This is a genomic window from Streptococcus sp. GS001, assembly GCF_021595565.1.
In the GTDB taxonomy this organism is placed as follows: Bacteria; Bacillota; Bacilli; order Lactobacillales; family Streptococcaceae; genus Streptococcus; species Streptococcus xiaochunlingii.
Genome location: NZ_JACSYJ010000004.1, coordinates 18,004 through 30,938 on the forward strand (window position 1 = coordinate 18,004; position 12,935 = coordinate 30,938).

A 12,935-nucleotide genomic window follows, 5' to 3' on the forward strand; every position below is an offset into this window, starting at 1 on the left:
AGAGACCGGACTAAATGTCCGGCCTCTTTTCGTTTCTTAAAAAATTATATTTTAAGCTTTGTTCTGTTTGCGTTTTTCTACATAGAAGGCAAATCCAAGGGCACTAATCAAGACACCGCCGATGATACCAACCATTGAAATGGTTTGTCCAGTAGATGGCAATTTCTTGCTTTCTGTTTTTTCTTCTACCTTAGCTGCTGTTTTGTAGACAACTCCATAAGATGAGAAGTGATTGGTTGTGAAGGTTACCTTGCTCTTGTCTTCATTCAAACTGAACTGGTAGGTTTCAACCTTGCCATCTTCTCCAATGCCTACAACAGATTCTACTTCTTTCGTAGGATCAACTGGCATAGTCACCACAGTTGGGCTGAATTGATGAACGGCTCCATTTTGATTTGACAACTGAATGTCATAAATCTTATAATCTTTACCTTTCAAAGCTTGGACGTCCTTCAAAACAGAAACTGCCAAATTAAAGCCACCTTGGGCAAAATCTGGGTTTTGTAGGGTGATTCCAGTAAGAGGATCTACTAAAATGTAAGAATTCGTCGGAAGAACTGGACGATTGTTTGTAGTTGGAGCAGGGACAATCTTAGTTGATGTGTTTACATCCTTGTTTGGCTCAGTACTTGGTTGAGTTGGCTTGGTTTCGTTCTTGCTTGGCTCAGTACTTGGAACTGTTGTTGTGGTTGCGTCCGTACTTGGCTCATTTGTCGTGGTAGCATCCGTGCTTGACTCGACACTTGCCTCTGTTGTCGTAGTTGCGTCAGTGCTTGGCTCGGCACTTGCCTCTGTTGTCGTAGTTACGTCCGTACTTGGCTCGACACTTGCATCTGTCGTCGTAGTTACGTCCGTACTTGGATCGACACTTGGCTCAGTTGTTGTGGTTGCATCCGTGCTTGGCTCGACACTTGGCTCAGTTGTTGTAGTTGCGTCAGTGCTTGGCTCGACACTTGGCTCAGTTGTTGTGGTTGCGTCAGTGCTTGGCTCGACACTTGGCTCAGTCGTCGTGGTTGCATCCGTGCTTGGCTCAGTACTTGGAGCTGTTGTTGTGGTCGCGTCCGTTGGTTCCTTGTAATCATCTGGGAGAGATGCCCGATACGGATCATCTGTTCTACCCGCTTCTTTCAAGGTTGCTGAAAGCTCAGCTTCATATTGTTTAAATTGTTTGAAAAGACGTTCAGAACGCGCAATTGCTTCAGCAGTTACTTGATCCTCCGCCCCTTTTGCAGCTGCTTCATCAGCTTTCAAGGCAGCGTATTTTGCATCACTCACTTTTTGTTCAATAATGAGCTGTTCTTCTAGTGCTTTCCAATGATTTTGGATAGATTTTCCAAAGAGATCTTGGTTATTGATGGCCATTTGGTCAATGTGCCAAACTGTCCAATACCATGAATTTGGATCATAAGTAGCTGTTTGAGGTTTAAAAGCTTCGTAAGTATCCTTTACATTTCCATAGAATGGAACATAAGGGGTATTCCGTGAAGGTCCCATACCTATCCATACAGTTCCACCAAATGATTTTGGAAGATTTGGATTGATTTGATAGACATGGGCATCGATTACATTTTCGTTTCCTAAAGCATATTTGTATTGGTCTTTACGAACAGTATCGTTGCTACCATCGTCACCTTGTTTCTTCACGCCAATTTGATCATCTGGTACAAAGCGTCCATTCAAGTGTTCAAAACGGTTCCGTTGCAAGGCAAAAGCATCTTCTAAAGTGTATTTTTTGTTTGGATCGGTTGGTGAACGGAAGAGCTCATACTCATCATCCTCATAGGTGACTTTAGAGTCTGGATCTAGCAAGGTAATACCTGCATAGGTCCGTGAGCGGTCTCCTTCAGCATATTTTTCTGGTCCATAAGATTTAGCAATATGGAAGTTTCCATCTTTATCGGTCTTGTAGTTGCCAGATTCCTTGGCTACTTTTTCTACATCTTTAGAGGCAATGACATTTTCAGTGTCATTCAAATCAACATGACCTAGGTAGTAGGTATTTGCAAAGACTGCGTATTTATCTTCTGGCACCTTCACCGCTACATATTGGTGACCAGATAGAATTTCCATATACCAAGTTTCATTTTGGTCTGCAAAAACGACCACGTTCCCTTCAGCTGAACCTTTTTCTTCAATGACTTTAGCCAGTAATTCAACCCCTTCGCGGGCAGTTTTAACACGTGGCAAGATGACATCCAGCATAGCAGCTTCTGGAAGTCCATCCGCTTTCAAAGGATCCGTTGTCAAGACCTTCTTATTTGGAATAGCTGTTACTGTCGCAGTCATGGATACACCGGCCTCATTAAAACCGTGTTCCCCGAAAGCACCATTACTACCGTCACCACGAGCAGAATCATAAGTAGCTGTGTATTTCATTTCGTTGGCAGCATGCGGGTAGGTAAATCCATTGGATTCATCCTCGATTTGATCTCCCTCATTATAGGTCTTGGCATCGACAACAACATAGTTTTTGTTGTGTTTTCCACCATTTGGATAATAAGGATAGTCCTCAGTCCGACCAAAAAGGGTGGTACCATCCTTGGTCAACTGGCGGCCAATGATAAATCCACAACAGGCCTGAACGGCTTGAATTGGTAGGAGTAAGAACGTCATCGCTACCAAAGCTAGTTTAAACAACCATTTCTTCATTGCAAATCTCCTTTTTGCTTATTTTATGTCCTCAAACGGTTTTTGGACACAAGAAGGTTTTATATACCACCAGTCTACTCCTTTTGAATCAACATTGCAAGCGCTTTCTTTTTACGTTTTTATTCATTTATTGGTAATATTTTTTGCTTTCTCTACCGTTTTTGAGAAATATATACAAAAAAACTGAGACTTCACTCAGTTTTCAGATAATTTACAAATGTGCTACAAATCAAAAAAAGGGATGAAAGATAAAAGGCCAAGCACAAAGAAGGATAGCCCCAACTGTATAAAGGATCAGGGCTCCCCAGCGCCAGCTTTTCTTCACGCTATCTCGCTCACCATAGATGGGAAAGACAAAAGCTAGAATCCCTCCTCCCACCAGGCCTCCTAGATGACCGGCTAGACTGATCCCCGGCATGAAACTAAAGAGGATATTGATCAAAATCAAGGCAGTGTAACGTTGGCCCAGATAGCGAATATAGGGACTTCGAGCGATGAAGCGTAAACTGACAATGGCAGCAAAGAGTCCAGCTAGGGCTGTAGAAGCACCTGCTGCGACGACTTCTGGAGAAAAGACCAAGACAAAAAGATTGCCCATCAAGCCAGATAAGAGGTAAAGGGCTAAGAAGGCCTTCGAGCCAAATAGATCTTCTGCGATTCTACCGATAAAATAAAGGGTAACCATGTTCAAAACAAAGTGCTGCAAGCCAACATGAACAAACATGGCAGCAAGCAAACGCCAGCTCTGGCTCGGATCCACCTGGATTTCATCTCCTAATACACCTCCAAAATCATAGACAGCTTGGACCGATTCATAATCAAAGCCACGAAGCAATAACATGGATAGAAAAACGCCGGTTGTTAACAGAAGCAAGCTACTGGTCACTGGGTATTTCTTATCAAATAGTTGATTCATCCACAAGAACCTCCTGTACTGGAATATCATGAGGGGCAGGTGCAAAGTCTACTTCCTGGCAGGCATAGATGGTGCTGACAGTCGCTCCGTCGAAATCTGCCAAATAGCGATCGTAATAGCCTCCTCCATAGCCCAGACGGTAGCCATCCTTTTGAAAGGCCACTCCAGGAACATGGATCAGGTCAATCTTCGACTGATCTACCGCTTGAGCCCCATCCTCTGGTTCCAAGAGGCCAAAGGCGGTTGGTTTCAATTTCTGCGGATCGTAGGTTGCAAATTCCATGCGCCCTTTGGGATAGGTCTTTGGGATGACGACCTGTTTGCCATCTTCTTGAGCTGCATCAATGAGAAAACTTGTATCCACCTCATGCGGGAAGGACAAATAGGTCGCAATCACGCTTGCTTCTTGGTAAGCTGACAAAGAGCGTAACCGCTGGATCAAGGCTTGATCAGCCTTTCGCTTGTTCTCCGGCTCCAAGCCTTTCATCTTCTTCAATACACTTTTTCGAATACTTGCTTTCATTTACATCTCTCTTTATTGGTTGGCTTTCATTTTTAAGAAAGGACTAATAGCCTTGACACCAAAGTGCAGGGCTTCTTCCTTAGGACTCATCTGAGGGTGATGAAGGGCATAAGGACTGTCCACTCCCAACCAGAACATGACTCCATCCACTTTTGACAAGAGATATCCAAAATCCTCTCCAGTCATGGCGGGTAGGATATCAATCAAGGTCACATCTTCTGCTTGATCAAAGAAGGTCATCAGTTCATCTGCCAAGTCTGGATTGTTTTCCACCGGCAAATAGCCCCCTTGCTTGAGTTCCAACTCTAGGTCCATATCAAAAGCATCTGCAATCCCTCTCGCAATCGTCTCGAGTCGTTTCTGGGTCAAGAGGTTCATTTCCATGGTCAGGGTCCGGATGGTCCCATGCAGAAAGGCCGTCTCTGCAATGACGTTATTGGTCGTCCCCGCATGCATGGAACCGAAGGTCACAACTGCCCCCTCGATAGGATCAACATTCCGGCTAACAATGGTTTGGACCTGGGTGACAAAATAGCTGGCAGCGACCAGGGCATCCTTGGCTTCATGGGGAAAGGCGGCGTGTCCTCCTTTTCCTTTAAAGGTCAGCTTCACTTCACAGGTCCCCGCAAAGAGCGTCCCCCGATTGGTCGCGATCTCGCCTACCTTTAAGTCTGGACGGACATGGAGGCCGTAGAATTGATCGGGCAACCAGTCTCCAAAGGCCCCATCCTCATACATGAGCATGCCTCCAGCTTCATTTTCCTCGGCTGGTTGAAAGAGAAACAAGAGATTGTTCTTCGGTTGTACTTGGACCAGTTGCTCCAACAAGCCCAAGGCTAGGGTCATGTGAACATCATGGCCACAGGCATGCATCCGACCTTCGTGGCGGGAGGCAAAGTCAAGGCCAGTTTGCTCGATAATGGGCAGGCCATCGATATCGGTCCGCCAGCCAATGGTCTTTTCTGGATTGGAGCCCTTCAAAAAGACTAAGATTCCTGTCCGCCAGGTCCGCTGCTCGACGAACTCTTTTCCTTCGGTAATTTCAGCGATACGCTCCAAGAGATAGGCTTGTGTTTTGAATTCTTCTAGTCCAATTTCTGGGATTTGATGCAGATCCCGTCGAATTTTTACTAAATCAAGTGTCATATCCATCTTCCTCTTTTGAGAAGAAGCCGAGGTATCCCCCAGCTTCCTTTTCTTATTCCTCTATTAAAGGTTACGCAAGGCATCCTCAAGTGCTGTTTTTTGTTGCGTCTGTTCGTCAATCGTCTTGATCACGCGCGCAGGCACACCTGCTACTACTACATTTTCAGGCACATCTTGGGTAACAATCGCACCCGCAGCTACGACGGAGCCATTACCAACTTGAACCCCTTCTATGACGACGGCGTTGGCTCCCACCAAAACGTTGTCCCCGATACGAACTGGTTCTGCAGAGGCTGGCTCAATGACACCTGCAAGGACTGCTCCTGCTCCGATATGGCTATTTTTACCAACCGTTGCACGGCCACCAAGAATAGCCCCCATATCGATCATGGTCCCCGCACCAATTTCAGCCCCGATATTGATGACGGCTCCCATCATGATTACCGCATTGTCTTCAATGGTCACCTGATCTCGAATGATCGCACCCGGTTCAATCCGGGCATTCAAATAACGCTTGTCCAGCAAAGGTACCGCTGAATTGCGACCATCTTGCTCTACGATATAGTCTTTGTTTTCTGTTAAGTTGGCAAGAAGGGGCTCTATCTCTTTCCAGTCTCCAAATAGGACATTGCCTAGCTTTACAACGGATGCTGGAAGCTCTCCTGCCAATTCCCCTTCAAAGGTCACTTTTACGTTGGTTTTCTTTTCTGCATTGCCGATAAAGGCGATAATTTCTTGTGCAGTCATTTTTTGTGCAGTCATGGCGATACCTCTTGTTCTATGTAGTCAGTCCTCTAGGAAGATAGGCTCCTTTTGAACTCTTTGATTTTACTATTATAGCATAATTTAATGGACACACTAAATCGCGACCTAGTCAAATGGTTACAGTTAGTTCCTGTCATTTTGGTTCCTATTGGACCACTATTTTTTTCAATCGGTATTGATCCGAATTTTCGTTAAAATACAAATAGACTCGTTTGCTATCTGTAGTTGAATAGACTAGAGCGATGGTATCCACTTCTCCAGGATTGAGAATAATAAAAATCATGGAATCTGGATTTCCCAATTGAGAAGCTGCTTCTCGGATCTCCATCCCTTCTTGCCCATCCTGAGGCATCAGAGCTTGAAATTCATCTGTGGTTTTGGTAGGTTCACCTAGCTTACTTTTATTGTTACCTACACTTAAACTAGTTATCTTTTCTGTATCATCAATCTTCTTAAAACTAATATAAACAAAACCAAATTGATCTGGCTGTTTATAGGTTAAATGTGTGCCTTGTTGTTCTGGGCTAAAATAGGAATAATTACCATTCCAAGCTTTCCCAAAGTGTTCAACCGTTTCCTCCGGCGTTACAAACTCTAATTTCTTATGATGGATCAAGTTCAGCAACTCGTCCAAACTAAAAGAGTGAACGCCATTGTTTTCATCCACATAGGGAGAATTTTCGGATGTCAGCTGCTTCGATTTCTTTTCTGACTCACTCTTCTCTTCCTTTGTTTGGCTAGAAGATTCTGATGGTTGGCTAGAGGAGGCAGATGATTGTTTAGAGGATGTTGAACTGAAAGAATGACGGTCCTGTTTTTTACTTACTGGGCTATCCTGCTCTGTCTTATTGAGAAAACTGCTTACATAACCAAGCGCTATAATGGAGAGACTAAAGACGATAACCATCCCCACAGCAACTGCAAAAAGAGAACCAAAACGGGGCAAGCCCGCTCCTCGAAAAGCATCCTCACGGACACTTCTCTTTACCCCTTTTTGATAGCTCCGAAGACTGGGACTTTCAAAAGCTTCTCCTTCAGGCCCACGATCCGAAAAGACCTCAGACACTTCCCGATTCCTACTTGGGAACCTAGTCCATTCTCTTTGAATCTGTCTACCTTTTTCCATTCCATTTTCCCTTCTTTTTACTTAACTTTGTTTCTTAGGATCTAGTTGACTCTTGCGCAACAAGGAATAGGAACCGTCTACATGTTCCAGCTCCAATAAATAAGTTTTTCCCTTCTCATCCTGATAGGATAATTGAAAACCTTCCTGTTCAGGCCCGATCTGGCGTCGGACGAAGGATTGTAGGCCCTGATAGTTGGCTAACAATGCCTTAAGATCTATCTTTTCCCCAGGCTCCAAACCTTGATAAACCTTTTCTGAAAAAGCTTTTTTCCCCTCCCGATTTAGATTGGCCAGACTCGCGTCAATCTCTTCTAGCAGATAGCTCCCATCTGCCCCCTTGCTAAAAAGCAAACGGATGGAGGCTCCCTTTCCTCTGTCGTCCCATCGATAGAGAAGAGAGAGACTGGGTTGCTTGCTTGCTGTAGATTGAAAGAGGACTTTCTCTTGGGGGTGGCCCATCTCCTTCAGAAGGGTCTCCAGGCGACTTCCAGTCTGCTTCAGGCTACCGTTTTGGTTCTTTATCGATAGAGGAATGTGCTCGATCTGTTCCAAGGTCCATGACGAATCCTTTTTTTCATTCGTTTCTTTTAAGAGTCGCTCCCCTTGAAATTCTTTCGCTTTAAAAGTTGACAAGTTCCTTATTTCGCTTATCGCTGTAGAACTTTTCGGTGGATGACTAAGGACCTCTAACCCCATCCCTAGGAGGAGCGCTAGCAGCAGGAGACTAGGAATTGTTAACTTCTTGATGACTGTATCCATTTACTCCTCCTTATTCGACCTTGACTAGATGATAGCGAGCATCATTTTGGGCTTGCAAAGTGAGAAAGACGAGCCCCTCTTGTGCACGGTAGGTCAGGACTAAAGCCGTTTTGCCATCCTTATGATTCAAAAGCAATGATTGTGGCAAGCCTATCTTTTGTAAAATGTCTTCAAGCTTCATGCCGGTTTTCTCTTTCCCACTAGCAAGATTGGTAAAGGCTACCTTTTTCAGCTGTTTACTTTCCAGATGATCCTTAGAAGTTGGCTGATAGCCCTGAATAGCCGTTAGATAGTAGCCATCCTTCATATGGGTAAATTCAAATTGGTATCTATCTCGTCCATCTTGTGTCGTTCCATAGCTTAGACGAAGGAGCTGCGTTGTAGCTTTTGACTCGAGTCGAGCTTGCTTGGCTCCCCCTAATTTTTTAACCAGAGCCTCTGGTGTCGTCCCCTTGGTGCTTGGACCACCAGTCGCATCTCCTATTTTAAACTCCAGCAACTCCTCCAAATTCACCCCAACTTCTGGGTGATCTGATTTCGCCAGGAAGTCCTGCAGATAAGCTTCTTCCTGATGAAAGGTCACTTGCTGGTCTGTATTCAGCTGTTCTTGTGGCCTCCCAGAAGCAGCAAGCTCATAGCCTACTCCCAGCATTGCGAGGATTCCTAAAACAATCCCTCTTTTTTGGATGAAAACCAGGAGGGCCTTCAGATGTTTTCTTATTGTTTCCTTTACATTATCCATTCTGTGATCGAATCTGTATCCCTTTCCGTCCAACTGTTCACGCCTATTTCCTTTAGCAACATATCCTACTATACCATAAATAGCCAGTCCTAGCTAGAATAGAGAAGAGAGTGGGACAGAAATCGGTAATTCGTTAGAATTCGATTTCGTCGTCCCACCTCCGCACAGTTGAGTAGGGCTGTAAAAGCTGATGAAATCAGCGTAGTAGAGCCCATTCAACCACTGCGTCTTGCTCGACAATCCAAAAATAATTGAGAGGCTAGGACTTTTGTCCCAGCCTCTTTTTCTAGCTTTAGGAAAGTTGAGTTTCTTCCTTTCTTTTCCCTACCATTGTGAGGCAGGAAAGTGACCAATCTTAGTCGTCACCTTTTTTAGCAAGAAGGAAATCGCCGTCTGATTGTTTCACAAACGTTAACTTATATTGGTCTGAAGTTGAAGATTTAAAACGGATTGTCATGGTAGTCACAATATCATTAGTTTTGTAGTCTTCATCTGCAGACAAGGAGAGAGAATAAATGGTATTATCTTTCAACACTTCCTTGTAAGAAACGCCATCCTTACCAGTTTTGGAATCCCCGACTTTAAGCTTGTCATAGTAAGAAGAGGTCATGAAATTGTCCTCAGCTTCGTTATAATCCCCTGAATAATAGAGGTCCTGTAAATAATAGGTATCCCCCTCTTTCTTAAAGGTCAATCTCATATCACGAACGGTATGGTATTGAGAATAGGTATCATCCTGATCTTCTTTTAACTCGCCCCACTCTAAATCAATGAGATCTCTTCTAAATGAACCTTGTAAAGCTTTTCCGTGCTTATCCACAACATCTTCAATGGATGTTCCCAAATTTGAAGTTGAGTAAGTACCAAGCTCGAGGTCAGCCAAATCAGTAATGTTCCATGTAAAATCAGTATCTTCTGGATCAATATACTTTCCAGACTGATCGCGTTTTGATTCCCCTGCATCAGCTTTCGGATGAAGGGCAGGATAGGAACTTTTAGCACTATTTGCTGCACCCATAGAATGGCCGACGAAGAGACCGATAATGACTCCTAAGACCGCAAAGCCACTAATACAAGCAATTAACAGACCTTTCCCTGGCTTCTTTTGATCACCAGTTTCTGGCACACCAAATGGTGCCTGTGATTGATTCGTATTCATCTTTCATCTATCTCCTCTATATTAAAAACGTTCTGGACCAATGTATAAGAAGTCCCCATCTGGTTGTGCTAAGAAGCGTAATGTCTTATAATCGTCTCCCACTTTAAGGTTGATCTTTGCAACCACTCGAGTAGAGTCATACTCTTCTCCATCAGCAGTGATTTTTGTCTCTGTACCTATTTGAACATTTTGTTTATGTTTCTTCAAAACTTCCAATAAGGAGGTTCCACCTTTACCAGTTTTCTTATCTCCTTTTTTCAGATCTTTGAATTCTTTCGTGCTCATCTCACGATCTGTAGAAGTATCTTCATCTTCGTCGTCTTCACTCGCATAGACTTCTTCCAAGTTAAAGGCTTCTACAGATTTCAAATAATAGTTGCCATCCACTTTTTCAAATTTGAAATAAACATTCTGGTGAGAGGCGTTCTTTGCACGATCCCAAGTAAGAGTCATGCCTTTCTTTTCATAATCGACACTGGTAGCCAATCCATAAGTTTCAACAATCTGATCAGCAGTCAAGCCATAACCGTCCTTGTTGCTATAACTTAATGCAGCAAGGTCTTTTAGGGTCCAAGTAAAGATAACCTCATCCTTTTCTGTAATAAAGCCTGTCTTTGTTTTCTTAGCTTCTTCACTAGCACGGTCTAATCGTTTGGTACGTTTGGCATCTGCTTGAGGCTTAGATGAATGTCCCCAGAAATAGCCAGCTCCACCACCGATCAAGCCACCAAGAAAGAGGGCAAGAATAGAAAAGACGATAAAGTTAGTCCGTCCACTCTTCGGTTTTGGCTGAACATTCCATTGTGATTGAAAGGCTTGAGGGTTCCCTTGTTGGTAGAAAGGATTGTTTTCTACCTGTGGCGCTTGATTTTGGAAAAATTGTTCCTGTCCTCCAGTTTGTGGTCCTTCTACTGGAGAAGACTGTTGGAAGCCTTGCGCTCCTGGTGCACCAAATGGCTCATAAGCTGTTTGGCCATTTTGTACTCCAAAAGGGTCTTGGAAGTTTTGGCCCATTGAATCTTCAAGAGGTTCTTGAGCAGCCTGCCCCCCTTGTGCTCCAAAAGGGTCTTGGACGGTTTGACCCGTTTGGGCTTCAAGAGGTGGTTGAACAGTTTGTTCGTTTTGTGCTCCAAAAGGCTCTTGAACAGTTTGTCCCTCTTGTGTTCCAAAAGGCTCTTGAACAGTTTGTCCCTCTTGTGTTCCAAAAGATGTCTTGTCTTCTGTTGTCATAATCTCTCCTTTACTAACAACCTTCGCTTATCGTTCTTTCTACTTTTTTGTGATCATAGTTTGACGTGCAAAGTATAAATATAGTAGTTCTACTATATCATAAAACAGTCTATTTTTCCACCTCATTCTGAGATATGGAAAGCGATTAAAAAACGACCTCTTTCGAGATCGTTTTGTCTGTCTATTATAGACGAGCGTTGAGTTCTTTGCTCAATTCTTCAAATCCTGGTTTACCAAGAAGGGCAAACATGTTACGTTTGTAAGCTTCAACACCTGGTTGGTCAAATGGGTTGATAGCGTTCAAGTAACCTGAAAGGGCGATGGCCAATTCGAAGAAGTAGATAGTGTATCCAAGAGTGAAGGCATCTTGCTCAGGAAGAGTCACGTACATGTTTGGCACGTCACCGTCAGTGTGGGCAAGAAGAACACCGTCAGTCGCTTTTTTGTTAACGAAGTCAACGTCTTTTCCTTGGAGGTATCCAAGTCCGTCAAGGTCTTCTTCCAATGTAGGGATAATCACGTTCTTACGTGGTTTGTCAACACGAACAACTGTTTCAAACATGATACGAGTTCCTTCTTGGATAAATTGACCCAATGAGTGCAAGTCTGTTGAGAAGTTAGCTGAAGTTGGGTAAATACCTTTTTGGTCTTTACCTTCTGACTCACCAGCCAATTGTTTCCACCATTCTGAGAAGTATTGAAGAGATGGCTCGTAGTTTACCAAGATTTCAGTTGCATAGCCTTTACGGTAAAGGATGTTACGAACAGCTGCATATTGGTAAGCTTCGTTTTCAGAGATTTTATCTGAAGTGTAGTCTTTGCGAGCTGCATTCGCACCTTCCATAAGAGCTTTGATGTCAGCTCCTGATGCTGCGATTGGAAGCAAACCAACGGCTGTCAATACTGAGAAGCGTCCACCGATATCATCTGGAACAACAAATGTTTCCCAACCATTAGCGTCTGCTTCAACCTTAACAGCACCTTTTTGGCGATCAGTTGTTGCGTAGATACGTTTGTTGGCTTCTTCTTGTCCGTATTTCTTAACCAAAAGTTCTTTGAAGACACGGAAAGCGATGGCTGGCTCAGTTGTTGTACCTGATTTAGAAATCACATTGACTGAGAAGTCTTTGTCTGCTACGTACTCTACCAAGTCAGCAAGGTATGTTGATGAGATTGAGTTCCCAGCGTAAAGGATTTGTGGTGCTTTACGTTCTTCTTTTGTTTGCAAGTTTGCAAAGTGGTGGTTCAAGAAGTCAATGGCAGCTTTAGCACCAAGGTAAGATCCACCGATACCGATAACGACCAAAACATCGCTGTCTGCTTTGATTTGTTCAGCAGCTTTCAAGATGCGGTCAAATTCTTCGCGGTCATAGTTTTCAGGAAGGTCCAACCAACCCAAGAAGTCGCTACCAGCACCAGTTCCTTTGCGGATCAATTCGTCTGCTGCTGTAACTTGTGCTTGCATGTATTCCACTTCATGTGGTGCAACAAATTTGTCTAATACTTTTGAATAATCAAATTTAATATGTGACATAGTATTCCTCCAAAATTTCTTCTTCTCTATGATATCGCTTTACCGGGATTTAATCAAGGGAAACCACCCTGTAAAACGTTTTCATTTGCTAATTTTTTTATTTTCACAAATCAAGCAACGACGCAATAGCAATCGTTTGCATATGGCGCCTTATTTTGATCAGAATATACAAAAAAAGAAGCTACTGATGAAGCTCCATTTTCACGCAATTATTCTTTGAATCCGCTAATGAATTTTAGTTAAGCAGTTTAACGCAACAGCTGTTTTCTCAAAGCACTGCTTTGAGGTGGCGGATAAGACTTGCAGTCTTGTTTCGTTAGGGTATTTTATCGGCGACTAATCGTTCATCCCCAAATAAATTTTAGTTAAGCAATTTAACGCAGTAG

The 12,935-nt window shown here is 43.5% G+C and carries 11 protein-coding genes; all 11 read right to left on the reverse strand.

All coding sequences use genetic code 11. From position 1 onward, the window contains the following. Positions 1 to 51 precede the first annotated feature (51 nt). The 11 genes from H8S88_RS09905 to H8S88_RS07915 all read right to left on the reverse strand — a co-directional run bounded on the left by H8S88_RS09905 (position 52) and on the right by H8S88_RS07915 (position 12,549). Complete coding sequence (locus tag H8S88_RS09905; protein ID WP_329605527.1) at positions 52 to 2,649, reverse strand: C69 family dipeptidase; 2,598 nt, start codon at positions 2,647 to 2,649, stop codon at positions 52 to 54. A 229-nt stretch (positions 2,650 to 2,878) separates the two neighbouring features. Then, a complete protein-coding gene (locus tag H8S88_RS07870; RefSeq protein WP_061564451.1) occupies positions 2,879 to 3,565 on the reverse strand; it encodes a rhomboid family intramembrane serine protease in 687 nt (228 codons plus the stop codon). Beyond that, the gene (locus H8S88_RS07875) at positions 3,549 to 4,088 is read right to left on the reverse strand and encodes a 5-formyltetrahydrofolate cyclo-ligase (protein ID WP_061564452.1); all 540 of its coding nucleotides are present in this window, start codon (positions 4,086 to 4,088) and stop codon (positions 3,549 to 3,551) included. Before H8S88_RS07875 ends, H8S88_RS07870 begins: the two co-directional genes overlap by 17 nt. Before the next feature lie 12 nt (positions 4,089 to 4,100). Further along, positions 4,101 to 5,234 (reverse strand): N-acetyldiaminopimelate deacetylase, encoded by a 1,134-nt coding sequence (locus H8S88_RS07880; RefSeq protein ID WP_061564815.1) that lies wholly within the window; start codon positions 5,232 to 5,234, stop codon positions 4,101 to 4,103. A gap of 63 nt (positions 5,235 to 5,297) precedes the next feature. Next, a complete protein-coding gene (dapD, locus tag H8S88_RS07885) occupies positions 5,298 to 5,996 on the reverse strand; it encodes a 2,3,4,5-tetrahydropyridine-2,6-dicarboxylate N-acetyltransferase (RefSeq protein WP_006595464.1) in 699 nt (232 codons plus the stop codon). A 148-nt stretch (positions 5,997 to 6,144) separates the two neighbouring features. Continuing rightward, the gene (locus H8S88_RS07890; RefSeq protein ID WP_125335035.1) at positions 6,145 to 7,125 is read right to left on the reverse strand and encodes a hypothetical protein; all 981 of its coding nucleotides are present in this window, start codon (positions 7,123 to 7,125) and stop codon (positions 6,145 to 6,147) included. A 21-nt stretch (positions 7,126 to 7,146) separates the two neighbouring features. Continuing rightward, positions 7,147 to 7,884, reverse strand: coding sequence for a hypothetical protein (locus H8S88_RS07895; protein WP_125335037.1), 738 nt, complete (start codon positions 7,882 to 7,884; stop codon positions 7,147 to 7,149). A 10-nt stretch (positions 7,885 to 7,894) separates the two neighbouring features. Next, on the reverse strand, positions 7,895 to 8,536 hold the full coding sequence (locus tag H8S88_RS07900) for a hypothetical protein (RefSeq protein ID WP_236128231.1): 642 nt from the start codon (positions 8,534 to 8,536) through the stop codon (positions 7,895 to 7,897). Positions 8,537 to 8,981: 445 nt separating this feature from the next. Continuing rightward, on the reverse strand, positions 8,982 to 9,785 hold the full coding sequence (locus tag H8S88_RS07905) for a hypothetical protein (RefSeq protein ID WP_125335039.1): 804 nt from the start codon (positions 9,783 to 9,785) through the stop codon (positions 8,982 to 8,984). 21 nt (positions 9,786 to 9,806) lie between these two features. Then, positions 9,807 to 11,015 (reverse strand): hypothetical protein, encoded by a 1,209-nt coding sequence (locus H8S88_RS07910; RefSeq protein WP_125335041.1) that lies wholly within the window; start codon positions 11,013 to 11,015, stop codon positions 9,807 to 9,809. 184 nt (positions 11,016 to 11,199) lie between these two features. Beyond that, positions 11,200 to 12,549, reverse strand: coding sequence for a glucose-6-phosphate isomerase (locus H8S88_RS07915; protein WP_006155372.1), 1,350 nt, complete (start codon positions 12,547 to 12,549; stop codon positions 11,200 to 11,202). Between the last annotated feature and the right edge of the window lie 386 nt (positions 12,550 to 12,935).